The organism is Enterobacter cloacae complex sp. P17RS, from assembly GCF_014895885.1.
Lineage (GTDB): Bacteria > Pseudomonadota > Gammaproteobacteria > Enterobacterales > Enterobacteriaceae > Enterobacter > Enterobacter bugandensis.
Genome location: NZ_JADBQK010000024.1, coordinates 12,232 through 36,363, shown reverse-complemented (window position 1 = coordinate 36,363; position 24,132 = coordinate 12,232). Strand labels below are relative to the sequence as shown.

General features: G+C 56.2%; 25 protein-coding genes. 15 read left to right on the top strand and 10 right to left on the bottom strand.

All coding sequences use genetic code 11. The features are described 5' to 3' along the window. Position 1 precedes the first annotated feature (1 nt). The 10 genes from IM265_RS17690 to trpS all read left to right on the top strand — a co-directional run bounded on the left by IM265_RS17690 (position 2) and on the right by trpS (position 8,699). On the top strand, positions 2–457 hold the full coding sequence (locus IM265_RS17690) for a hypothetical protein (RefSeq protein WP_047367192.1): 456 nt from the start codon (positions 2–4) through the stop codon (positions 455–457). After that, positions 447–851: a HofP DNA utilization family protein gene (locus tag IM265_RS17685; protein ID WP_069733632.1), complete on the top strand. Its 405-nt coding sequence runs from the start codon at positions 447–449 to the stop codon at positions 849–851. The genes IM265_RS17690 and IM265_RS17685 overlap by 11 nt, the downstream gene beginning before the upstream one ends. Then, positions 763–2,001 (top strand): DNA uptake porin HofQ, encoded by a 1,239-nt coding sequence (hofQ, locus tag IM265_RS17680; protein ID WP_193031682.1) that lies wholly within the window; start codon positions 763–765, stop codon positions 1,999–2,001. Before IM265_RS17685 ends, hofQ begins: the two co-directional genes overlap by 89 nt. A 286-nt stretch (positions 2,002–2,287) precedes the next feature. Continuing rightward, on the top strand, positions 2,288–2,809 hold the full coding sequence (gene aroK / locus IM265_RS17675) for a shikimate kinase AroK (protein WP_003861630.1): 522 nt from the start codon (positions 2,288–2,290) through the stop codon (positions 2,807–2,809). 57 nt (positions 2,810–2,866) lie between these two features. Then, entirely contained in the window at positions 2,867–3,955 is a 1,089-nt protein-coding gene (aroB, locus tag IM265_RS17670) for a 3-dehydroquinate synthase (protein WP_041911921.1), read from the top strand. A gap of 92 nt (positions 3,956–4,047) precedes the next feature. Then, positions 4,048–5,349, top strand: coding sequence for a cell division protein DamX (gene damX, locus IM265_RS17665; RefSeq protein WP_041911922.1), 1,302 nt, complete (start codon positions 4,048–4,050; stop codon positions 5,347–5,349). 67 nt (positions 5,350–5,416) lie between these two features. Further along, positions 5,417–6,229 carry an adenine-specific DNA-methyltransferase gene (dam, locus tag IM265_RS17660; protein ID WP_028014659.1) on the top strand — a complete coding sequence of 271 codons (813 nt, stop codon included), beginning with the start codon at positions 5,417–5,419 and terminating at the stop codon, positions 6,227–6,229. A gap of 41 nt (positions 6,230–6,270) precedes the next feature. Further along, on the top strand, positions 6,271–6,948 hold the full coding sequence (rpe, locus tag IM265_RS17655; protein WP_023333698.1) for a ribulose-phosphate 3-epimerase: 678 nt from the start codon (positions 6,271–6,273) through the stop codon (positions 6,946–6,948). After that, complete coding sequence (gph, locus tag IM265_RS17650; RefSeq protein ID WP_028014658.1) at positions 6,941–7,702, top strand: phosphoglycolate phosphatase; 762 nt, start codon at positions 6,941–6,943, stop codon at positions 7,700–7,702. The genes rpe and gph overlap by 8 nt, the downstream gene beginning before the upstream one ends. Continuing rightward, positions 7,695–8,699 (top strand): tryptophan--tRNA ligase, encoded by a 1,005-nt coding sequence (gene trpS / locus IM265_RS17645; protein ID WP_028014657.1) that lies wholly within the window; start codon positions 7,695–7,697, stop codon positions 8,697–8,699. Before gph ends, trpS begins: the two co-directional genes overlap by 8 nt. Positions 8,700–8,771: 72 nt before the next feature. Here trpS and IM265_RS17640 read toward each other — a convergent pair whose 3' ends face one another. The 5 genes from IM265_RS17640 to tsgA form a co-directional block, all read right to left on the bottom strand. After that, complete coding sequence (locus IM265_RS17640) at positions 8,772–8,942, bottom strand: YhfL family protein (protein ID WP_008503029.1); 171 nt, start codon at positions 8,940–8,942, stop codon at positions 8,772–8,774. 144 nt (positions 8,943–9,086) lie between these two features. Continuing rightward, positions 9,087–10,460 (bottom strand): siroheme synthase CysG, encoded by a 1,374-nt coding sequence (cysG, locus tag IM265_RS17635; RefSeq protein ID WP_182035561.1) that lies wholly within the window; start codon positions 10,458–10,460, stop codon positions 9,087–9,089. A 135-nt stretch (positions 10,461–10,595) separates the two neighbouring features. After that, positions 10,596–10,922 (bottom strand): nitrite reductase small subunit NirD, encoded by a 327-nt coding sequence (gene nirD, locus IM265_RS17630; RefSeq protein ID WP_045259347.1) that lies wholly within the window; start codon positions 10,920–10,922, stop codon positions 10,596–10,598. Further along, the gene (nirB, locus tag IM265_RS17625) at positions 10,919–13,462 is read right to left on the bottom strand and encodes a nitrite reductase large subunit NirB (RefSeq protein WP_028014653.1); all 2,544 of its coding nucleotides are present in this window, start codon (positions 13,460–13,462) and stop codon (positions 10,919–10,921) included. The genes nirD and nirB overlap by 4 nt, the downstream gene beginning before the upstream one ends. Positions 13,463–13,721: 259 nt before the next feature. After that, positions 13,722–14,906 carry an MFS transporter TsgA gene (gene tsgA / locus IM265_RS17620; protein WP_045259345.1) on the bottom strand — a complete coding sequence of 395 codons (1,185 nt, stop codon included), beginning with the start codon at positions 14,904–14,906 and terminating at the stop codon, positions 13,722–13,724. Positions 14,907–15,184: 278 nt separating this feature from the next. Between tsgA and ppiA the strand changes: the two genes are divergently transcribed. The 4 genes from ppiA (at position 15,185) to IM265_RS17600 (ending at position 18,350) form a co-directional block, all read left to right on the top strand. Beyond that, positions 15,185–15,757 carry a peptidylprolyl isomerase A gene (gene ppiA, locus IM265_RS17615; RefSeq protein WP_032644556.1) on the top strand — a complete coding sequence of 191 codons (573 nt, stop codon included), beginning with the start codon at positions 15,185–15,187 and terminating at the stop codon, positions 15,755–15,757. Between the two features lie 107 nt (positions 15,758–15,864). Then, positions 15,865–16,449 carry a putative adenosine monophosphate-protein transferase Fic gene (locus tag IM265_RS17610; protein WP_028014650.1) on the top strand — a complete coding sequence of 195 codons (585 nt, stop codon included), beginning with the start codon at positions 15,865–15,867 and terminating at the stop codon, positions 16,447–16,449. A 30-nt stretch (positions 16,450–16,479) separates the two neighbouring features. Continuing rightward, complete coding sequence (pabA, locus tag IM265_RS17605; RefSeq protein ID WP_182035562.1) at positions 16,480–17,043, top strand: aminodeoxychorismate synthase component 2; 564 nt, start codon at positions 16,480–16,482, stop codon at positions 17,041–17,043. A gap of 86 nt (positions 17,044–17,129) precedes the next feature. Continuing rightward, complete coding sequence (locus IM265_RS17600; RefSeq protein WP_182035563.1) at positions 17,130–18,350, top strand: aspartate aminotransferase family protein; 1,221 nt, start codon at positions 17,130–17,132, stop codon at positions 18,348–18,350. On the opposite strand, the gene IM265_RS17595 is transcribed toward IM265_RS17600, so the two are convergent. Further along, on the bottom strand, positions 18,347–20,434 hold the full coding sequence (locus IM265_RS17595; RefSeq protein ID WP_182035567.1) for a YccS/YhfK family putative transporter: 2,088 nt from the start codon (positions 20,432–20,434) through the stop codon (positions 18,347–18,349). The genes IM265_RS17600 and IM265_RS17595 overlap by 4 nt on opposite strands. A gap of 57 nt (positions 20,435–20,491) precedes the next feature. Continuing rightward, a complete protein-coding gene (gene crp / locus IM265_RS17590; RefSeq protein ID WP_000242758.1) occupies positions 20,492–21,124 on the bottom strand; it encodes a cAMP-activated global transcriptional regulator CRP in 633 nt (210 codons plus the stop codon). Positions 21,125–21,435: 311 nt separating this feature from the next. Here crp and IM265_RS17585 point away from each other — a divergent pair, with 311 nt between their 5' ends. Beyond that, entirely contained in the window at positions 21,436–21,840 is a 405-nt protein-coding gene (locus tag IM265_RS17585) for an OsmC family protein (protein ID WP_008503018.1), read from the top strand. 66 nt (positions 21,841–21,906) lie between these two features. Here the strand turns inward: IM265_RS17585 and IM265_RS17580 are convergent, their stop codons facing one another. Genes IM265_RS17580 through IM265_RS17570 form a run of 3 tightly spaced genes read right to left on the bottom strand, consistent with a single transcriptional unit; the run spans position 21,907 to position 24,044 of the window. Next, entirely contained in the window at positions 21,907–22,776 is an 870-nt protein-coding gene (locus tag IM265_RS17580) for a phosphoribulokinase (protein WP_028014646.1), read from the bottom strand. Between the two features lie 30 nt (positions 22,777–22,806). Beyond that, entirely contained in the window at positions 22,807–23,025 is a 219-nt protein-coding gene (locus IM265_RS17575) for a YheU family protein (protein ID WP_013099053.1), read from the bottom strand. Continuing rightward, the gene (locus tag IM265_RS17570) at positions 23,022–24,044 is read right to left on the bottom strand and encodes a hydrolase (RefSeq protein ID WP_063155645.1); all 1,023 of its coding nucleotides are present in this window, start codon (positions 24,042–24,044) and stop codon (positions 23,022–23,024) included. The genes IM265_RS17575 and IM265_RS17570 overlap by 4 nt, the downstream gene beginning before the upstream one ends. Positions 24,045–24,132: the final 88 nt, after the last annotated feature.

Sequence of the window (24,132 nt, the reverse complement as noted above, 5' to 3'; positions counted from 1 at the left end):
CGTGGAGACCTTGCTAGAACGCTGGTGTGAAAGTCGTCCCTGGTGTCGGCTGGTCTGCGGGGGACTGGGTATTCTCCTGATGGGCCTGACAGCATGGGGTGTATTGCTCCGGCCAGCAGAGAGGCAGTGTGCGGATCAGCGGCAGCAGTTGAGCCAGGCGGCGCGGACTAATGCGTCGCTGTGGCCCACCGCCAGTCAGGTGCCGTTTAGCCCGCAAACCCGGACGGCACTGGAGATAAAGCCCTTTTCACCGCTCGATTTTCAGGGGGAGGGTACAAGGCTCCTTCACTGGAAGCCGTTGCAAAACGGCGGTGAACTGGCGCTGGAGGCGCAGTGGCAGGCGATCCCGCCTCTTTTTTCCCGGCTGGCGCAGCGGGATGTGCGGGTCGCTGCTTTTACGCTTGCGCCACAAAGTACGGCGTTACGCCTGAGGCTGGAGCTGGAACATGCGAAATAGCGCGAGATACCTGCTGGTTTGCTCGGCGCTGCTGTTGACCGGCATGCGCGATCCGTTTCGCCCGCCGGACGACCCCTGCGCCACAGCCGAACTGGCACAGTGGCACTACCGCGGAATGGTGGGAGGGCAGCAGCGCGTTGGTATTTTGCTGGATGGGCAACGGCGCTGGCATCGTCTGAAAGAGCACGATCGTTTCCCGGCGGGCTGGCGGATAACGGCCATCAATGAAACGGAACTGGTTGTTGATGTGGGTGACACATGCGATCCCGAAGAATGGGCGTGGCAACGAGAAGGAAAGGATAAAAATGAAGTTAAGGATAGTGCTGTTGCTGCTGGCGTTCAGCCGCCCGCTGTGGGCCGCCGCGCCAAAGCCGGTCACGCTGGTGGTGGATGACGTGCCGGTGGTTCAGGTGCTACAGGCGCTGGTTGCGCAGGAGAACCGTAAACTGGTGGTATCGCCGGATGTCGGCGGCACGCTCTCGCTTAACCTGACGCGCGTTCCCTGGCGGCAGGCGTTACAAACGGTAGTCACCAGCGCCGGACTCGTTTTACGAGAGGAGGGGGGTATTTATTATGTCCATACCGCGGCCTGGCAGCGTGAACAGCGGGAACGTTTAGAGCAGGAGCGAGTGCGTCGACAACTTGATGCTCCGCTGGTCTCGCACAGCATCCCATTTTCTTATGCGGATGCCGGAGAACTGCAAAAAGCGGCTGAAAAGCTCCTGAGCCCAAAGGGGAGTTTATCTGTCGACAAACGCACCAACCGTCTACTGGTCAGGGATAGCCAGGCGGTGCTGGAGGCGCTGCAGCAGTGGGCGGCTCAGATGGATATTCCCGTCGAGCAGGTCGAACTGGCGGCGCACATTGTCACCATTAATGAAAAAAGCCTGCGAGAGTTGGGGGTGAAGTGGAATCTTGCCGAGGCCACTGAGGCGGGCAAGGTTGGACAGCTCACGACGCTTGGCAGCGATCTTTCCGTGGCCAGTGCTACCACGCATGCGGGGTTTAATATCGGGCGAATTAACGGCAGGCTGCTGGATCTGGAGCTCTCTGCGCTGGAGCAAAAACAGCAGGTCGATATCATTGCCAGCCCGCGGCTGCTGGCCTCGCACATGCAACCGGCCAGCATTAAGCAGGGGAGTGAGATCCCGTATCAGGTTTCAAGCGGTGAAAGCGGGGCGACCTCGGTGGAGTTCAAAGAGGCGGTACTCGGAATGGAGGTCACGCCGGTAGTATTGCCCGGTGGGCGCGTGCGCCTGAAGCTACACATCAGTGAAAACATGCCGGGACAGGTGCTGCAGCAGGCCGATGGCGAAACGCTTGCCATCGATAAGCAGGAGATAGAAACCCAGGTGGAGGTAAAAAGTGGAGAAACGCTGGCGCTGGGGGGAATTTTCTCGCAAAAGAACAAAACCGGCAGTGACAGCGTGCCCGGGCTTGGGAGCATCCCCTGGCTGGGACAGCTTTTTCGCCATGATGGAAAAGATAATGAGCGGCGTGAGTTAGTGGTGTTTATTACGCCACGTCTGGTCGGTATTCACTAACGGGTAACGATCCCCGCAATGATTTTGCATTCAGTTTGTTGCAGATGTTTGACGTGGGGCATGAATTAGCATACAAGGAGTACCGATTTGAGTTGGACTTACGTCTTATTACCTTATGCGTCCGGCGCGGTGATTTAATCAGTTGCCAAACAAGCCGGAGTATTGAGATAATTTTTAGTCTGACTCTCGCTCTATTGCATATGAGGTTTCAGTTCATGTCCTGCTACGCCGGGTGTCTGCGAAGCGGGGATTACCATTAACGAATAGTCTTAGTAGTACCGATAAAATGGCAGAGAAACGCAATATCTTTCTGGTTGGGCCTATGGGTGCCGGCAAAAGCACTATTGGGCGTCAGTTAGCTCAACAACTCAATATGGAATTTTACGATTCTGATCAAGAGATTGAGAAACGAACCGGAGCTGATGTGGGCTGGGTTTTCGATGTAGAAGGCGAAGAAGGTTTCCGTGACCGAGAAGAAAAAGTGATCAACGAACTCACGGAAAAACAGGGCATCGTACTGGCAACAGGCGGCGGCTCTGTGAAATCTCGCGAAACCCGCAACCGTCTCTCCGCCCGTGGCGTAGTGGTCTATCTTGAGACGACCATTGAGAAACAGCTGGCACGTACGCAGCGCGATAAAAAGCGCCCGCTGCTGCAGGTTGAAACGCCACCACGCGAAGTTCTGGAAGCGTTGGCCGACGAACGCAATCCCCTGTATGAAGAGATTGCCGATGTGACCATTCGTACTGACGATCAGAGCGCTAAAGTGGTTGCAAACCAGATTATTCATATGCTGGAAAGCAACTGATTCTGGCTTTATATACACTCGCCTGCGGGTAAAAGCATTAAAGGTGGATGTCGCGTCATGGAGAGGATTACAGTTACTCTCGGGGAACGTAGTTACCCTATCACCATCGCGGCTGGTTTGTTTAACGACCCAGCTTCCTTTTTACCACTAAAAGCGGGTGATCAGGCGATGCTGGTCACCAATGAGACGCTGGCTCCGCTTTATCTCGACCGCGTGCGTCACCTGCTTGAGCAGGCAGGCGTAAAAGTCGACAGTGTGATTCTGCCCGATGGCGAGCAGTATAAAAGCCTGACGGTACTCGATACCGTCTTTACCGCATTGCTGCAAAAACCGCACGGTCGCGATACAACACTGCTTGCCCTGGGCGGCGGTGTTGTGGGCGATCTGACCGGCTTTGCGGCCGCAAGCTATCAGCGTGGCGTCCGTTTTATTCAAATCCCGACCACGTTGCTGTCTCAGGTCGACTCCTCTGTCGGTGGCAAAACGGCAGTCAACCATCCCCTCGGCAAAAACATGATTGGCGCGTTCTACCAGCCTGCGTCGGTGGTGGTGGATCTCGACTGTCTGAAAACCCTGCCGAAACGCGAGCTGGCCTCTGGCCTGGCTGAAGTGATCAAATACGGCATTATTCTGGATGGCGAGTTCTTTAACTGGCTTGAAGAGAATATGGATGCGCTGCTGCGCCTGGATGAGGCGAAACTGGCATACTGCATTCGTCGTTGTTGTGAGCTGAAAGCAGAAGTTGTCGCGGCAGACGAGCGTGAAACCGGCTTACGTGCTTTACTGAATCTTGGGCATACGTTTGGCCACGCCATTGAAGCCGAAATGGGTTACGGCAACTGGCTGCACGGTGAAGCCGTCGCGGCTGGCATGGTCATGGCAGCCCGCACCTCTGAACGTCTTGGGCAGTTTAAACCGGAAGAGACGGCACGTATCATTGCGCTACTTGAACGTGCAGGTTTGCCGGTAACCGGGCCGCAGGAGATGTCGGCGCAGGCGTATTTACCCCACATGATGCGCGATAAAAAAGTATTGGCAGGTGAGATGCGTCTTGTACTCCCGCTTGCAATAGGGAAGAGTGAAGTGCGCGGCGGAGTGTCGCACGATGTCGTTCTTGGCGCCATTGCTGATTGCCAGCAGGCGTAACAACTAGAAAGGTCAGGCCACTGTTATCGGTGGTCGTTTAGCTTCAGGCGAAATGCAAAGACGTAGGCATAAGCCTTTGAGTGGGGTGTTAAATGGATGAATTCAAACCAGAAGACGAGCTGAAACCCGATCCCAGCGATCGTCGTACTGGTCGTTCTCGTCAATCTTCAGAACGTGATAACGAGCCGCAGATCAACTTTGACGATGTTGATCTGGATGCAGACGATCGTCGCCCTTCGCGCAGCCGCAACGCGCGTGATGAGCGAGAAGAAGAGGATTATGAGTCCGAAGAAGATTCAATGGACGAACAGCCTGTAGAGCGTCGCCCGCGTAAACGTAAAAAAGCCGCTGCGCAGAAACCGGCCTCCCGTCAGTACATCATGATGGGACTTGGCGTTCTGGTGCTTGTGCTGCTGATTGTTGGAATTGGCTCTGCGCTGAAAGCACCGTCCACCAACTCAACCGAACAAACCGCCTCCGCAGAGAAGAGCATCAACCTCTCCGGTAATGATGCGACGGATCAGGCGAATGGTGCACAGCCAGCGCCGGGCACCACTTCCGCTGAGCAGACTGCCAGCAACACAACGACGCCGCAGGATGTTTCTCTGCCGCCCGTTTCATCAACGCCTGCTCAGGGCCAGGCACCTGTCACGCCCGAAGGCCAGCAGCGTGTTGAAGTTCAGGGAGACCTGAACAATGCGCTTATGCAGCCGCAAAACCAGCAGCAGGTTGATAACGTTGTGGTTAACTCTACGCTGCCAACTGAACCTGCAACCGTCGCGCCGATCCACGGTGCTACCGCGCAGCCGCAGACGGCAGCAACGGAAACTAAACCGCGCCAGACGCAAACTGCGACGCGTCCTGAACGTAAGCAGGCGGTCATTGAGCCGAAGCGTGAAACCAAGCCTCAGGCCGTGGTAAAAGCGCCTGAAGTGAAAGCCGCACCGGCACAGCCGAAACGCACTGAAACGGCTGCCGTGAGCGAGCCGGCTAAAGCGCCAGTCACGCAGACTGCGCCGAAAGCGACGGCAACCACAACGGCACCTGCTGCCACCGCTGCGCCTGCCGCAACGGCGACGGCTTCCAGTGCTGCAGCAGGTAAAACAGCTGGCAACGTCGGTTCGCTGAAATCTGCACCGTCCAGCAACTACACGCTGCAGTTGAGCAGTTCGTCTAACTATGACAACCTCAACGGCTGGGCGAAGAAATCGAATCTGAAAAACTACGTGGTTTATCAGACAACCCGTAACGGGCAGCCGTGGTACGTGCTGGTGAGCGGTGTGTATGCTTCCAAAGATGAAGCGAAGCGCGCCGTGGCGACACTGCCAGCAGACGTTCAGGCGAAAAACCCGTGGGCGAAGCCGATTCATCAGGTGCAGGCCGATCTGAAGTAATGTTTAAAGCGCAGGATGCTGTCGGAGCTTTCTCCACAGCCGGAGAAGGTGTAATCAGTTAGTCAGCATGAAAAAAAATCGCGCTTTTCTGAAATGGGCAGGGGGGAAATACCCCCTGCTCGATGATATTAAAAAGCACCTGCCAAAAGGCGAGTGTCTTATCGAGCCCTTCGTGGGTGCGGGATCGGTGTTCCTGAACACCGATTTTTCTCGTTATATCCTGGCGGATATCAACAGCGACCTTATCAGCCTCTATAACATCGTTAAGCTGCGTACCGATGAGTATGTGGAAGAGGCGCGCAAGCTGTTTACGCCAGAGAACAACAGCCCTGACGTTTACTATCAGTTCCGCACGGAATTTAATCAGAGCCAGGATCCGTTCCGCCGCGCGCTGCTGTTCCTTTACCTCAACCGTCATGGTTACAACGGCCTGTGCCGGTATAATCTGCGCGGCGAATTTAACGTGCCGTTTGGTCGTTATAAGCGCCCGTACTTCCCGCAGGACGAGCTGTATCATTTTGCGAAGAAAGCGCAGAATGCAGAGTTCCACTGCCTCTCCTATGAAGAGTGCATGGAACTGGCAGGCGTAAACTCGGTGGTTTACTGCGATCCGCCTTATGCGCCGCTGTCTGCGACGGCGAACTTCACCGCCTACCACACCAATAGCTTCAGCCCGGCCGAACAGGCCCGCCTGGCGGAGATGGCGGAAAAACTGGTCAGCAAAAGAATTCCGGTGTTAATTTCAAATCACGATACCCCTGATACGCGCGAATGGTACAAAGCCGCGAAGCATTTTCAGGTTAAGGTGCGGCGTAGCATTAGCAGCAACGGCGGCACACGTAAAAAGGTGGACGAACTCCTGGCTCTTTATCGCCCCTGAGCCGTTTTGCCCGCCGGTAAACACATTTCAAGGAGATGCGGATGAAACAGTTTTTGATTGCCCCCTCAATTCTGTCGGCCGATTTTGCCCGCCTGGGTGAAGACACGGCGGAAGCTCTCGCAGCTGGCGCAGATGTCGTCCATTTCGACGTTATGGATAACCACTACGTTCCCAATCTGACCATCGGTCCGATGGTGCTCAAGGCCCTGCGTAACTACGGTATTACCGCACCGATCGACGTTCACCTGATGGTGAAGCCTGTCGACCGCATCGTGCCTGACTTCGCCGCAGCGGGCGCCAGCATTATCACTTTCCATCCGGAAGCCTCCGAGCACGTTGACCGCACGCTGCAGCTGATCAAAGAGAACGGCTGTAAGGCGGGGCTGGTGTTTAACCCGGCAACACCGTTGAGCTATCTCGATTACGTGATGGACAAGCTGGACGTGATTTTGCTGATGTCCGTCAACCCGGGCTTTGGCGGCCAGTCGTTCATCCCTCACACGCTGGATAAGCTGCGCGAAGTGCGCCGTCGCATTGACGAGTCTGGCTATGATATTCGTCTGGAAGTGGACGGCGGTGTGAAAGTGAATAATATTGGCGAAATTGCGGCAGCGGGCGCGGATATGTTCGTTGCAGGTTCGGCAATTTTCGACCAACCGGATTACAAAAAAGTCATTGATGAAATGCGCCGCGAGCTGGCGAAGGTAAGTCATGGATAAATTGCAGGCAATTCGGGGTGTGGCATTCGACCTCGACGGCACGCTGGTGGACAGCGCGCCGGGCTTAACGAGCGCCGTCGATCAGGCGCTGTATGCACTGGAACTGCCCGTTGCGGGCGAAGATCGTGTGATTACATGGATTGGCAACGGTGCCGATGTCCTGATGGAGCGCGCATTGACGTGGGCTCGTCAGGAACGCGCGTCGCAGCGTTCCGCGCAGGGGAAACCAAGCGTCGATCACGCCGATATCCCTCAGGATGAGCAGCTGCGTATTCTGCGCAAGCTGTTCGATCGCTTCTACGAAGAAACCGTCGAGGAGGGGAGCTTCCTTTTCCCGGACGTCCAGGAAACCCTGAGCGCGCTGCACGCGAAAGGCATCCCGCTGGGACTGGTGACCAACAAGCCGACGCCGTTTGTTGCGCCGCTGCTGGAAGCGCTCAATATCGCGAAATATTTCTCCGTGATTGTAGGCGGGGATGACGTGCAGAACAAAAAGCCGCATCCGGAGCCGCTGTTGCTGGTGGCAGGAAAATTATCCTTAACGCCTGCGGAGCTGCTCTTTGTCGGGGATTCGCGTAATGATATTCTGGCTGCCCGAGCGGCGGGGTGTCCTTCCGTCGGTTTAACCTATGGCTACAACTACGGTGAGGCCATTACGCTGAGTGAGCCGGATGTTGTGTTCGACCACTTCAAAGATTTGTTGCCCGCACTCGGGCTTTCGCACAGTGAACATCAGGAATTGAATAATGACTAAGCCCATCGTTTTTAGTGGCGCACAGCCTTCAGGTGAATTGACCATTGGTAACTACATGGGTGCGTTGCGTCAGTGGGTCAGCATGCAGGATGACTACCATTGCATTTACTGCATTGTAGATTTGCATGCTATCACCGCGCGTCAGGATCCTGAGAAGCTGCGCAAAGCCACCCTGGACACCCTGGCCCTCTATCTGGCCTGCGGTATCGATCCTGAAAAGAGCACCATTTTCGTTCAGTCTCACGTGCCGGAGCATGCGCAGCTAGGCTGGGCGCTGAACTGCTATACCTATTTCGGCGAGCTGAGCCGCATGACCCAGTTCAAGGATAAATCTGCCCGTTACTCTGAAAACATCAACGCCGGTCTGTTTGACTATCCGGTGCTGATGGCGGCCGATATTCTGCTGTACCAAACCAACCAGGTGCCGGTGGGTGAAGACCAGAAGCAGCACCTGGAGCTGAGCCGTGATATCGCCCAGCGCTTTAACGCGCTTTACGGCGACGTATTCAAAGTGCCAGAGCCGTTTATTCCGAAATCCGGCGCGCGCGTGATGTCGCTGCTGGAGCCAACCAAGAAGATGTCCAAGTCTGACGATAACCGCAACAACGTTATCGGCCTGCTGGAAGATCCGAAATCGGTGGTGAAAAAGCTCAAGCGCGCGGTCACCGACTCCGACGAGCCGCCTGTGGTGCGCTACGACGTGCAGAACAAAGCGGGCGTCTCCAACCTGCTGGACATTCTCTCCGGCGTGACCGGCCAGAGCATTCCCGAGCTGGAAAAACACTTCGAAGGCAAGATGTACGGCCACCTGAAGGGTGAAGTGGCAGAGGCCGTTTCCGGCATGCTGACTGAGCTGCAGGAGCGCTATAACCGCTACCGTAACGACGAAGCCTTCCTGCAGAAGGTGATGAAAGACGGCGCGGAAAAAGCCAGCGCGCGCGCGTCCGAAACCCTGAAAGCGGTGTACGAGGCAATTGGGTTTGTGGCGAAACCTTAAACCGCCACCCGACAAATACGGACTCAATAAAAAAACCGGGAAATCCCCGGTTTTTTTACGCCTGGAAAACGCTTACTGCTGTGCCGCCGGGCCGCAACCGCCGATGATCTTCGAAATGGAGATCGCCGGGTGCAGCAGGTAATCGTAGCTGCAGTTATTTTTAGTATTTTGAACGTGACCGGTGCAGGCGGTCAGAGTCGATAACAGGCCAACCAGAACGGCGGCTTTTGCCAGCTTGAACATACGCATTCCTTGTCTAAAAATCTTAAATTGGATGTAACACGAGGGAATAAATGGAAAAGTTCCACTATGCGAGCGGTATGTTATCGACTGAGGTATGAAGGGAGTAGTCCGCTTAAGGACTACTCGAAGGAGGGAGAATATGCGTTAGTGATTCGAGAACCAGTTCAGCTTATCGCGCAGTTCAACCACGCGACCCACCACAATCAGCGCCGGGCTTTCGACCTGCTGCGCCAGCTCACCGAGCTGCGTCAGCGCGCCATTCACCACGCGCTGCTTGATTGACGTCCCGTTTTCCACCAGCGCAACGGGCATATCAGCCTCCATGCCGTGTTCCAGCAGTTTCGCCTGGATGGTGGCGGCCTGGTTCAGCCCCATGTAGAACACCAGCGTCTGCTTTTCAGCAGCCAGGTTATGCCAATCCAGTTCGCTGCCGGTTTTCAGGTGGCCCGTGACCAGACGCACGCTCTGAGCGTAGTCGCGATGGGTCAACGGAATGCCTGAGTAGGCTGAACAGCCGGACGCCGCCGTTATGCCCGGCACCACGGAGAACGGAATGCCTGCATTGCACAGGGTTTCCAGCTCCTCGCCGCCGCGGCCAAAGATAAACGGATCGCCGCCCTTAAGGCGCACCACGCGTTTTCCCTTTTGCGCTTCATGCAGCAGGATCTGGTTAATCTCCTCCTGCGGCACGCAGTGGTAGCCTGCCCGTTTACCGACGAAGACGCGGTCGGCGTCGCGGCGCACCAGGTTCATGATGTCATCGGAGACCAGGCGGTCATAAACCACGATATCCGCCTGCTGGATCTGCTGGAGCCCTTTCAGGGTCAGTAAACCCGCATCTCCCGGACCAGCCCCGACCAGCACCACTTCACCACGGTGATCCAGCGGCTCGCTCAGCAGCTGCTCGGTCGTCTCTTCAACCGCTTTCGCGTCCTGATTCGCCAGCGACTGCGCCAGCCTGTCGTTAACGAAAAATTTCTCCCAGAAGCGACGACGCTCACCCACGGTTGAGAAGGTTTGCTTCACGCGGGAGCGAAGCTGCCCGGCGTAGTGGGCTATCTGGCCGAGATGCTGCGGCAAAATAGCTTCCAGTTTCTCCCGCAGCAGGCGGGCAAGTACGGGCGAGCGGCCGCCGGAAGACACCGCGATCATCAGCGGTGAACGGTCGATAATCGACGGCATGATAAAGCTGGCCTCTTTCGGCGCATCCACCACGTTGCAGAAGATCCGGCGCGCTTCGCAGGCGTCGCTGACGCGCTGGTTCACTTCATCGTCATCCGTCGCGGCAATCGTCAGCCAGCAGGTATCCAGCAGGGACTCATCAAACTCCCCCTGCACCAGCGTGAGCATCCCTTCCTGAGCCCAGACGTCAAACTGCGGAGCGAAGGTGAGGGCATTGACGGTCAGTCGGGCTCCGGCATCCAGCAACAGGCGCGCTTTGCGTTCAGCCACATCGCCGCCGCCTACAAGCAGGCAGTCGCGATGGCGTAATTGACAGAAAATCGGCAGGTGGTCCACGACGTTACCTCACAGCATTCAAGGAGGGGGTAAGAATTGACGTCAGGATAACAGCAGGAATCGTACAGAACATACGGTTTTTCCTGCCGTTACCCATAAGGGGTCATAAGCCTTTCCTATTGGAAAGGCGAAGGGTTACGCTTTGAGCTGCACCTTGCCGTCCTTCACGCGGGCGTCGTAGTGCTTCACCGAGAAGCTTTCATCTTCCATGCAGTGCCCGTCGGTTAAGCGGAAACGCTGCTTTTTCAGCGGACTGGCGACCCACAGCTCACCCTGGTGTTCAGCAATCAGACCGCGGGAGAGCACGCTGGCCTCAAAGAACGGATCGATATTGCTGATGGCAAAGACCTGTTCATCGTGGCGAGGGCGGAAAATAGCTACCTGCTCGTTACCCAGCAAAGCACAGACGCCGGTTGCTGGCAGAATGTCGTTAATATTGCAGATGTTTACCCACTGGCTCATGCGTTTTCCTCCACCAGCATCACCGGAATGCGTTCATACGGGGTTGCAGGACGATGCTGTTCGCGCTCCGGCACTACCTGCACGTTCGGGTCGCGCTGGGTGCTGTTGATAAAGTGTTTGAAGCGCGTCTGCGCCGCCGGGGTGTTGACGGTTTCGGTCCACTCGCAGATCACCGCCTCGCGCAGGCGAGCCATCTCGGACTCAAGCTGTTCGTTCAGACCCAGCTTGTCGTCAATGATGACCGACTTCAGGTAGTCGATACCACCTTCCAGGTTATCGAGCCAGGAAGCGGTACGGGTCAGCTTATCGGCGGTACGAATGTAGAACATCATGAAGCGGTCGAGATACTGGATCAGTGTGTCGCGATCGAGATCCGCCGCCAGCAGGTCGGCGTGGCGTGGTTTCATCCCGCCATTGCCGCACACGTACAGGTTCCAGCCTTTCTCGGTGGCGATGATCCCTACATCTTTACCCTGCGCTTCCGCACATTCACGGGTACAGCCGGAGACGCCGAACTTCATTTTGTGCGGGGTACGGATGCCTTTGTAGCGGTTTTCCAGCTCGACGCCGAATCCCACGCTGTCGCCCACGCCGTAGCGGCACCAGGTGCTGCCCACGCAGGTTTTCGCCATACGCAGCGCTTTGGCATACGCGTGACCGGTTTCGAAGCCCGCTTCAATCAACTGACGCCAGATTTCCGGGAGATCGTCTTTCTGCGCGCCAAACAGGCCGATACGCTGGGAACCGGTGATTTTGGTGTACAGATTAAATTCACGGGCGATACGGCCCACGGCGACCAGCCCTTCCGGGGTGATTTCGCCACCGGCGGAACGCGGAATGACGGAGTAAGTACCGTCTTTCTGGATGTTCGCCAGGAAGTTATCGTTGGTGTCCTGCAGCGGCGTGTGTTCTGGTTTGAGCACGTACTCATTCCAGCAGGACGCCAGCAGGGAGCCGACGGTCGGTTTACACACTTCACAGCCGTAACCCTGGCCGTGTTTCTCCAGCAGTTCGTCGAAGGACTTGATGCCTTCCACGCGGATCAGATGGTACAGCTCCTGGCGAGAGTAGGCGAAGTGCTCGCACAGGTTGTTGTTCACTTCGATGCCCTGTTTCGCCAGTTCAGCGTTCAGCACCTGAGTCACCAGTGGAATACAGCCGCCGCAGCCGGTACCGGCTTTGGTTTCGGCCTTCAGCGCCGCAACGGTGTGGCAGCCTTTGTTGATGGCGGAGATCAGCATGCCTTTGGTGACGTCGAAGCAGGAGCAAATCTGCGCGCTGTCCGGCAGTTTATCTACGCCGATAGATGGTTTACCGCTGGAGGCGTGCGCCGGCAGGATCAGCGCGTCCGGGTTTTCCGGCAGCTCAATGGCGTTCAGCACCAGCTGGAGCAGGTTACCGAAGTCGCTGGTATCGCCCACCAGCACCGCACCGAGCAGGGTTTTGTTGTCCTGGCTGACGATAAGGCGTTTGTAGACCTCTTTGCTTTCGTCCAGATAGACGTAGCTGCGGGAGTTCGGGGTGCGGCCATGCGCATCGCCAATACCGCCTACGTCCACGCCCAGCAGCTTCAGCTTGGCGCTCATGTCTGCGCCGGTGAAGGCGTTTTCGCTGCCGAGGATATGGTCCACGGCGACCTGCGCCATTTTGTATCCTGGTGCCACCAGACCGTATACCCGGTTATTCCAGCTGGCGCACTCGCCGATGGCGTAGATATCCGGATCGGAGGTCTGGCAGGTATCGTTAATCATGATCCCGCCGCGCTGCGCTACCGCCAGGCCGCACTGCGTGGCGAGCTTGTCGCGCGGACGAATACCGGTGGAGAAGACGATGAAGTCCACTTCCAGCTCGCTGCCGTCGGCAAAGCGCATGGTTTTACGCGCCTCAGTGCCTTCCTGCACGATCTCTTTGGTGTTCTTGCTGGTGTGAACCTTCACGCCCATGCTTTCGATTTTACGACGCAGCTGGTCGCCACCCATGTGGTCCAGCTGTTCCGCCATCAGCATCGGGGCAAATTCGATAACGTGGGTTTCAACGCCGAGGTTTTTCAGCGCGCCTGCCGCTTCCAGGCCCAGCAGGCCACCGCCAACAACCGCACCGCGTTTGCTTCGACGTGCGCAGGATTCAATGGCGTTGAGGTCTTCAATGGTACGGTAAACGAAGCAATCCTGGGTTTCCGACCCTTTAATCGGCGGGATCCACGGATACGAGCCAGTCGCCATGATCAGCTTATCGTAAAAAACCGTACGCCCAGCGCTGGAGTGGATCACTTTCTCCTGACGGTTGATGGTGATAGCGCGTTCGCCCACCAGCACTTTTACGCCATGCTTCTCGTAGAAACCTTCTCGCACCAGAGAGAGCTCTTCGGCGGTATGGTGAGAGAAGTAGGAAGACAAGTGCACACGGTCGTACGCCTTGCGGGGTTCTTCACAGAACACGGTAATATCGAACTGGTCAGCATCGGCTTTATCGAGAAGATCCTCAATAAAGCGGTGGCCGACCATGCCGTTACCGATTATAGCGAGTCTGACTTTGCTCATTTTTGCCTCGATTTCTTTTCTATTACTGCCTACCTTAACGATTCAGCAGGGGCACTTATTGATGCAAATCAAATACGCCTTCACCTACCCCTTAGTGGGTATATCTATGATTTGTCAGGTTTTTTATAAGTAACGGATATTGTTTGATTTTTGTGCTTGCTTGTTTTTCGCACAAATTTGACGGGGTTTTTACGAATCGGCAGTCAGAGCGGGTAAGCAGGGTAAAACCCCTTTGCAGAACGCAAAGGGGTTTTGACGATTAGTGGGTAGCCGTTGCCGTATTGTGCTGACGGTGACGGGTCACGAAGCCCAGAATGAAACACATGATAAACACCACGGCATACAGACCGTTAGCGGTGTGCAGCGCGGCCAGCGGGCCGCTGTGCGCCACAATCGGGCCCGTGACCACGAAGGTCAGCATGGTGCCGATGGTGCCGCAGGTCAGCACGAAGTTCACCAGCTTTGGCGAAGCCACTTTGGTCTGCAGGGAGCCCAGGGTGATGATTGAGGTGTAAATCGCGCTGGAGAAGAAGCCCAGGGTCAGGATAAACCATGGCATATGCTCCGGGGCACCGTTGATGAACAGATACATCAGCACGGTCGCCAGACCCGCCAGGACGGTCAGAATACGTTGCAGGTCGAAGAAGCGCAGGATGAAGCTAAAGGCCCACATGCCGAACATGTAAGACATCCAGAAATCGCTCACCAGTTTGCCCGCGTCGTTCAGGCTCATGCCCAGACCTTTGGCGTATTCAGGTACCCACGAAATAAAGCCCAACTGACCGAGGATGTAGCACAGGGCGGCAATGGAGAGGAACAGCACGCCGATACCCCATTTTTCCTTCGCCACCGGCTCTGAGGTGGTCTGCGCTTTTTTGCCCAGCACCGGGAAGTCACAGCCGAAGGTCAGAATGAAGATCGCGACATAGACCAGACCGATACAGGCGTATACCCAGTACCATTCAATGCTGCGCGCGAGCAGATACGCGGCGACCATCGGGAAAATCATCCCGGCCATGCTGAAGAAGGAGTCGGTAAACAGCAGGCGCGCGCCGCGCTGGCGGCCTTCATACATGTGCGTAATAAGGAACGTACCGATCGACATCGTGATCCCGCTGACAAGGCCCAGCACGAACATGGCGGCGGAGAACAGGGCGATGCTGTGGCTCAACATCAGGCCCGCCACGGCGGCAACCATCAGCACGAAGCCGAAGCGCAGCTGGGTTTTCAGCGGGACGATTTCCATCAGCCAGGCATTCAGGAAAATTGAGATCAGGATCCCCGCGTTGAGGAAGGTGAAGGTGTTACTCATGCTGGAAACGGGCAGCTGGAAGTAGTCTGCGATATTTCCCATCACCATCCCGGTGACGATCACCAACGCGCCGGTCAGGGCGTAGGAGAAGAAGCTTATCCATGTGAGCTTGATGCGATTGCTGTTAGTCATGTCTGGCCTGTTCAGAAAAAGAAAAGCGCCGGGAGGGCGCTGAGAGCGGGCAGATTTTAGTCGCTAAAGTGATCTATTCCTATCTTTTAAGGGAAATGAATATGCCATTGCAGGTTTTAGTGTGATCCAAGTCACACTAAATGGCGGTATAACCAATCGTTTGCGCAGTAATAATTGTTTCAATTTCGTAAAATTAGGTAAAAGGCTGGTCTCGGTTCATACTGCTCTTTAGAATCAAGCCATTCGCTTTTTATACTGCGCTTTGTTAAGGAATTCTCATGCTCAAATCAACACTGGCGGCTGTCGCAGCTGTGTTTGCTCTTTCTGCCGTTTCCCCTGCTGCGCTGGCAGCCAAAGGGGACCCTCACGTTCTGCTGACCACCTCTGCCGGGAACATTGAGCTGGAACTGAATAGCCAGAAAGCTCCGGTTTCTGTGAAAAACTTCCTCGACTATGTGAACAGTGGTTTCTATAACAACACCACCTTCCACCGCGTGATCCCTGGCTTCATGATTCAGGGCGGCGGCTTCAACGAGCAGATGCAGCAGAAACAGCCTAACCCACCCATCAAAAACGAAGCGGACAACGGCCTGCTGAACAAGCGCGGCACCATCTCCATGGCGCGCACGGCGGATAAAGACAGCGCCACCAGCCAGTTCTTCCTCAACGTGGCGGATAACGCTTTCCTCGACCACGGCCAGCGCGACTTCGGCTATGCGGTCTTCGGTAAAATTGTGAAAGGGATGGACGTGGCGGACAAAATCTCTCAGGTTCAGACCCACGATGTCGGTCCATACCAGAATGTGCCGTCTAAGCCAGTGGTGATTCTCTCCGCGAAAGTGCTGCCGTAATCGTTCTCCCACACGGGCATATCCTGCCCGTGTCTTTCAGCCCTCCCTGCGAAAGCGCGTTTTGCTGCTTATACTTGTGGCAAACGGACTATTCAGGGAGGCGTTAAGTGAAAAAACTCACCGATAAGCAAAAATCCCGTCTCTGGGAGCAACAGCGTAACGTCAATTTTCAGGCCAGTTGTCTCCTTGAAAAAGGTAATGGTCCTTCAGAGCCCGGCATTGAGACGCTGGAGCTTGGGCCTTCAGCGCCCGGGCTACCGCATCTGTGCCTCATTCATCGCCATCTGTATCACAGAGAGATGAAGCAGGCAGGCGAATTCCGTACCGACGATATTTTTAAGGGTGACATTCCCTTCTGCCATTTTGAGTACATCGAGACGATGGGTAACGAACTGATGGCGGCGCTGGAAAGTGATAAGTATCTTGTGGGTCTTGAAAAAGCGGCGTTTGTTGAAAAAGTGAGCCATTACTATTGTGAAATCAACATGCTGCATCCCTTTATGCGCGGTAATGGCATTGCTCAGCGCGTCTTCTTTGAGCAACTGGCCATCCACGCGAATTACGCGCTGGACTGGCGGGATATTGATCCCGAGCAGTGGGTGGCGGCGAACCGAAGCGGGGCCACGGGAGATTTGACCGCGCTGAGCGCTATCTTTGCCAAAGTAGTGAGCGAAGCGCGGGAATCTGAGTAGAATAGGGCGGCATTTTTTTCGGGAGCCGCCATGATTCTGCTGATTGATAACTACGATTCCTTCACCTGGAACCTTTACCAGTATTTTTGTGAACTGGGTGCAGAGGTGGTTGTCCGCCGCAACGACGAACTCAGCCTGTCTGATATTGAGACGCTGGCTCCGCAGAAAATCGTCATTTCGCCGGGACCGTGTACGCCGTCGGAATCGGGCATTTCTCTGGAGGTTATTCACCACTATGCCGGCAGGCTGCCGATCCTGGGCGTCTGTCTCGGTCATCAGGCGATTGCCCAGGCATTTGGGGCTACCATCGTGCGTGCCGCGAAAGTGATGCACGGCAAAACCTCGCCGGTCACCCACACCGGCACGGGCGTATTCACAGGGCTCAATAACCCGCTAACCGTGACGCGCTACCATTCGCTGGTGATTGACCCACCGACGCTGCCCGACTGCTTTGACGTGACCGCCTGGAGCGATACGCAGGAGATCATGGGGATTCACCACCGCGAGTGGGATCTCGAAGGCGTCCAGTTCCACCCTGAAAGTATCCTCAGCGAGCAGGGGCACGCACTGCTGGCAAATTTCCTCAATCGCTGAATATCTGTTGCCTTGTTGTGAGTTTTTATGCATATTTTGTGATTACATTTTCACAATGAATGTGACATAAAATGGATGGGCATGACATGGCAACTGAACAACCAGCAATTACCCGCGCGACATTCGATGAAGTGATTCTGCCGATTTATGCACCGGCTGAATTTATCCCGGTGAAGGGGAAAGGCAGCCGCGTCTGGGATCAGCAGGGCAAGGAGTATGTGGATTTCGCGGGCGGTATTGCGGTCACGGCGCTGGGCCACTGCCATCCTGCGCTGGTGGACGCGCTGAAAACCCAGGGCGAAACCCTGTGGCACACCAGCAACGTGTTCACCAACGAACCTGCGCTGCGCCTGGGCCGCAAGATCATTGATGCCACGTTTGCCGAGCGCGTGCTGTTTATGAACTCCGGCACCGAAGCTAACGAAACCGCCTTTAAGCTGGCGCGCTACTACGCCACCACGCGCCACAGCCCGTACAAAACTAAAATCATCGCCTTCCATAACGCCTTCCACGGACGCTCTTTCTTTACCGTCTCCGTTGGCGGCCAGCCGAAGTATTCCGACGGCTTCGGTCCGAAACCAGCCGACATTATCCACGTGCCGTTTAACGATCTGCACGCGGTGAAAGCGGTGATGGACGACCACACCTGCGCGGTGGTGGTGGAGCCGATTCAGGGCGAAGGCGGCGTGACCGCGGCAACCCCGGAATTCCTGAAAGGGCTGCGCGAACTGTGCGACGAACATCAGGCGCTACTGGTGTTTGATGAAGTGCAGTGCGGGATGGGGCGTACCGGAGAGCTGTTTGCCTACATGCACTACGGCGTGACGCCGGATATTCTGACCAGCGCCAAAGCGCTCGGCGGCGGTTTTCCGGTGAGTGCGGTACTGACGACGCAGGAGATTGCCTCTGCGTTCCACGTCGGGTCTCACGGCTCGACCTATGGCGGTAACCCGCTGGCGAGCGCCGTGGCAGGTGCCGCGTTCGACATCATCAACACGCCAGAGGTGCTGAACGGTGTTAGCGCGAAGCGCGAGCTGTTTGTGCAGCATCTCCAGCAGATTAACAATAAGTACGACGTATTCAGCGAGATCCGCGGCATGGGGCTGCTTATTGGTGCGGAGCTTAAGCCGCAGTACAAAGGCCGCGCGCGCGATTTCCTGCATGCCGCCGCTCGCGAAGGGGTGATGGTGCTCAACGCCGGGCCGGACGTGATGCGTTTTGCGCCGTCGCTGGTGGTGGAAGAGAAAGATATTGAAGACGGGTTAACCCGCTTTGCCGCGGCGGTCGAGAAGATCGTAAAAGGCTAATACTCGGTTCGCTTTAACCGCCGCGTTAACCAAATGCCGTGATGCGGGCGCTGACGCCATGCCACCGACGAAATGGTATGCATGGTGTTCAGATGCCCGAGAATACGCTGCAAATGCTGCTCCAGGGTGCTCATCGGGCCGTGGGTCAGCGTCTCCGGTGCCTCCAGAATGTTCGAATCCCCCGACTCGCCCGGCGCGTCATACTCCAGACGCTGCTGACACCGCTGCAGGGCAATTTCACAGGACTGCAAATAGCGCTGCGCCAGATCCGGCGTCAGCATGGTGTGTTCGCGCGCCAGCGTGGTCATGGCATTGATGTGCTCGACGATAAACTGGCTGTGCGTGACCCACAGCTTCATATCGGCAAGATAGTGTGAGTTAAAGCCCGGCTCCTGCATCGCCTGGTTGAGCGAGTTAAACAGTGCGTTGTGCGCCTGGTTGACCTTCATCCGCTGATACGCCAGCGGGGAAGGCTGCGGATCGTCGCTCAGGATCAGACGAATGGCCTGCTGATCGGCCTCCAGCGCGTCGTGGGCGTTCTGCCTCAGCAGCCCGCTCTGCCACTGCGGCCACAGCCAGACCATGCCGCCAAAGGCGATCAGGCAGCCAATCAGCGTGTCGATCAGGCGGGCAACGATGAACTGTTCGCCGTTAAGCGTCAGCAGCTGCAGGGTATATACCGCCGTCACCGTAAAGCCCACCATCGCCCAGCCGTAGTTTTTGCGAATGATTAGATAGCTTACCAGGGTGATCGCCAGCATGCCCGCCAGGGTATAGCCTTCGGGCACGTGAAAATGCAGCGTCACGCCCGCAATAATCAGCCCCGCCATCGTGCCGCCTGCCCGGTGCAGAATGCGCACCCGCGTGGCGCCATAGCCGTTCTGGGTAACAAACAGCACGGTCATTAAGATCCAGTACGGTTTCGGCAGTTGGAGCGCCATGCCCATCAGGCTGGCGATACTGAGCATGACGCTAATCCTTGCAGCGTTGCGCAGAGCGGAAGATTTCAGAGACAGGTAGCTTCTCAGCGCCGGCAGCAGCGGCAGACGTTTCTGTTTATCCGCCATCAGGTCACGGGAATAAAGCGGGCGCTGGGTGCGCAGCACGCGGGCGATGCGGCTGAAGTGCCAGGCGGCAAACTGGCCGACCGGGTTATCCGGGTGCTGACGGGCGATTTTCTCCAGCGCGCCGAGCTGTTTGTCCATGTTAAAGCGCGTGGGGTAGCGGTGGTAGAGAATATCATCGGCCAGCACCCGCAGGCGCGCGGAGACGGTCTGCGCGTTCCAGCGGATCACCGCTTCGGCATGGCTGCGCTCAACCAGCTTTTGCACCTCCTGCGGGTGGTGAAGGCTAACGGAGATATGCTCCTGAAGATCCAGCCCCACCTGAAAGGTGCGCAACAGCCGTTTATATTCGTGGTTCTTGTTGGCGGCGAGCATATGCAGCTGCTGATAGCACTGGCTTATCAGGTCTACCACCTTTTGCTGGCGCGTCAGCAATGGCGGTAAGGATTTTTCCGGATCCGTATGCTGGGTGAGCAGGGTGTATTTGGCTTCACAGTAATCCGCAAGCTGCACGTAGAGCAGGCTCAGAGATTCGCGCAGCGGCTGCTCCCGCCACAGCCAGAACCAGAACCAGTTAAACAGCCCGTACCACAGCGTGCCGAGGGCGTAGATCAACAGCGGCTCCCACACAGGCATATTACCGGCGAGGCTCAGGGTGAAGATGGCCGCAATGAGTGACGCGGGAAGCAGCCGGGCATGGAGCGAGCTGATTTCGGCGGTGACGCCGAGGGTCATCGCCAGCACGGTCAGGATCAGCGGCAGGGGAATATCGCGAGCCAGCAGAAGCTGCACCGCGAGGCTACAGCCAGCAAACAGCGAGCCGCCAATTATCAGACGTTTGAAAAAGCGTTTATGGGGCGTGTCCAGACCGGCAATGTTGCAGCAGGCGGGGACGAGAGAAAACAGCAGGCCCTGCTGAAGATGTCCCAGGATCAGGCCCACGGCCACGGGAAGACACAGCACCAGCGTTTGTCGTAGTGCATAGTTAACTTCCGGGTGATAGATCAGCCTGCGCCACATGGGGAATAGAGACAAAAACGGCGTGACACCCCGCGATGGCACGCCGTTTAGGCAGGATTAACGGGTTCCGTAAACCACGATGGTTTTACCGTGGGCGGAGATCAGGTTTTGATCTTCCAGCATTTTCAGAATACGGCCCACCGTTTCGCGGGAGCAACCGACGATTTGACCGATTTCCTGACGGGTAATTTTAATTTGCATGCCGTCCGGGTGGGTCATCGCGTCTGGCTGTTTCGCCAGGTTCAGCAGAGTCTGCGCAATACGGCCAGTCACGTCCAGGAAGGCGAGGTTACCCACTTTCTCGGACGTCACCTGCAGACGACGCGCCATCTGGGAAGAAAGACGCATCAGGATGTCAGGGTTTACCTGAATCAACTGACGGAATTTCTTATAAGAAATTTCAGCCACTTCACATGCTGTCTTTGCACGAACCCAGGCGCTACGTTCCTGGCCTTCTTCAAACAGGCCCAGTTCACCGATAAAATCGCCCTGGTTCAGATAGGAAAGGATCATCTCTTTGCCTTCCTCATCTTTGATCAGCACTGCCACCGAGCCTTTGACGATGTAATACAACGTTTCCGCTTTTTCACCCTGGTGAATCAGCGTGCTCTTCGATGGGTACTTATGAATGTGGCAATGAGACAAGAACCATTCGAGAGTCGGGTCTGTTTGCGGTTTGCCAAGCACCATGCGCTGTTATCCTCTGTTATAAGCTGTCACCAGAGTCATCAGATGCATCCGGACTCTGGGGTTGCAATCGAATTCTTACCCATACCCTGGGAAGTCGGCTGTCGTAACGTTTCGCAGCCAGTAAAGTTTGATGTCCTCTGCATACATGTGTAACGTCAATGTATTACTGTAGCATCCTGAGTGTTTTAGCATAGCTTTTGCCGCGTGTCTCCTGGTGTCTCGCTTCAGCATGATGCAGGTCGCCTTCCATTGCGAGAAATGTAACGCACGCGTAATCTGTCACCAAAAATGCAACGTTGGAGTTAATGAATATGCAAGCGCGCGTGAAGTGGGTTGAAGGTTTAACGTTCCTGGGCGAGTCCGCGTCAGGACACCAGATTTTGATGGATGGTAACTCCGGCGATAAAGCTCCAAGCCCAATGGAAATGGTGCTGATGGCGGCAGGCGGATGCAGCGCGATCGACGTGGTGTCGATTCTGCAAAAAGGCCGTCATGACGTGACGGATTGCGAGGTTAAACTCACCTCAGAACGTCGCGAAGAGGCGCCACGCCTGTTCACCCACATTAATCTGCACTTTGTCGTCACCGGGAAAGAACTGAAAGACGCGGCGGTCTCACGTGCGGTGGATCTCTCTGCGGAGAAATACTGCTCTGTGGCGTTAATGCTGGAGAAAGCGGTAAAAATCACCCATTCGTATGAAGTGATCGAGGCTTAATTATTGGGGCATCGTGCGTGTTGATGCCCTCACCCTAACCCTCTCCCACGGGGAGAGGGAACATGTTCACGCGATCTGTTTCCCTTCCATCAGTCGCTCCACCAGCGGCGTCATGATCAGCTCCATTGCCAGCCCCATTTTTCCACCGGGAACCACTAACGTATTCATGTGGGAAATAAACGAGCCCTGCAGCATCGCCAGCAGCCAGGGGTAATCAATGCCTTCAAGATTGCGGAAGTGGATCACCACAAAGCTCTCATCCAGCGAAGGGATGCTCTTCGCCGCGAACGGATTGGAAGTGTCCACCGTCGGCACGCGCTGGAAGTTAATGTGCGTGCGGGAGAACTGCGGCGTGAGATAGTTGATGTAATCTTCCATGGAGCGCACCACCGAGTCCATTACCGCCTCGCGCGAATGGCCGCGCTCACTCATGTCGCGCGTCAGCTTCTGGATCCACTCCAGGTTAACGATCGGCACCACCCCGACCAGCAGATCCACATGGCGCGCCACGTCGTGCTGAGGTGTGACAACGCCGCCGTGCAATCCTTCATAAAACAGCACGTCGGTGGGTTCCGGCAGCGGTTGCCAGGGGGTAAAGGTGCCCGGCACCTGGTTCCAGGGTACGGCTTCGTCGTAGGTGTGCAGATACTTACGGGACTGCCCGGTACCGCTCTGACCGTATTCGCGGAAGGTTTGCTCCAGCAGGCCGAAATCATTGGCTTCCGGGCCAAAGTAGCTGATGTGTTTACCCAGATCGCGCGCCTTGCGGATCGCCATGTCCATCTCAGGCCGCGTATAGCGGTGAAAGCTGTCGCCTTCGACCTCCGCCGAACGGAGATTCAGCTGGGCGAAAATCTTGCGAAAAGCGAGGCTGGTGGTGGTGGTTCCCGCACCACTCGACCCCGTAACGGCAATAATGGGATGTCTGGCAGACATAGCAACTCCCTGACGGAAAAGGTTGGAAGATCAGCCGTGAAACGCGTTGCGGGGCATGATATTGACCGTCTCATGCAGTTCTGACCACACCAGCACCACGTCGCCGCTTTTCAGCTGGCGTTTTACATCGTTGACCTTTTGCTCAAGCGAACGCTCATGTTCACCATAATCGGTGCCTTCGCGTAATACAAAGCTTTCAATCAGATTATCGAGCGTTTCGGGAGCCAGATCCTGCCAGGGAATGATCATTTTGCACCATCCAGATAAGGAGTCAGCCAGTCAGGAATGCGCGCTTCCAGCCACATTTTCGGCCTGCGCAGCGTGCCGCCGATGAACCCCACGTGGCCACCATGTTCGGTCAGCTGGTAGTGAACGTTGTCAGGCAGGAATTCCTGCGCGGGAATTGAGTGATGATCCATGAACGGGTCATCTTTGGCGTGAATAATCAGCGTCGGCTGCGTGATTTTGCTGAGCAGCGGCATGGCGCTGCACTGTCGGTAATAGTCGATAGCATCGGCGAAGCCGTGAATTTTGGCGGTGATCAGATCGTCGAATTCGCGGATGCAGCGAACCTTTTTCAGCTGGCGCAGGCTTACCGGCAGGGTATCCGGATAGGCCTTCAGCTTTCGCGCCGCGTTGGCTTTCAGCAGGTTGAGCAGATAGCGCTGATAGACGCGAGAAAAGCCTTTTTCCATGTGGTAGCTGCACTGCTCCAGCATAAACGGTGCGGAGACAATCACTGCTGCATTCAGCGGTACGCTGTCGCCCTCTTTGGCCAGCAGACAGGCGAGCATATTACCGCCCAGCGAGTAGCCCACGGCGGCCGTTGGCGCGGCGCCATAATTTTCCCGCAGCCAGTGCAGAAACCACGTGCCATCTTCGGTTTCACCCGAGTGATAAATGCGTTTCTGACGATTCGGCTCGCCGCTACAGCCGCGAAAATGCATCACCACGCCGAGCCAGCCGCGCGCTTTGGCGGCCTCAATTAACCCATGCGCATACGGACTGTGCAGGCTGCCTTCTAAACCGTGAAAAACCACCAGACGCGGCTTATGAAGAGCCTGTTCCGGCGCTTCGCTCCAGGCGAGATCCAGAAAATCACCGTCCGGCAGATCGAGCCGTTGCCAGTGCGGAGTGAACTGGACCTTGCGGCGGATCAGCCGCGGCAGCATGGTCTGCAAATGGCAGTTGGCCACGCCGCGCATGGGCACGAACTCGGTGCTGTCTTCGGCTGTAATGTCGAAGTCTGATGGAATGATTTGGGTCATAAGGACGATGCTGATTCTTGTCAGAAATTCACTATACTTTCCGAATTGTACCCCGTTTAGCCTGGATTTCCGAACCAGAGATAGATTC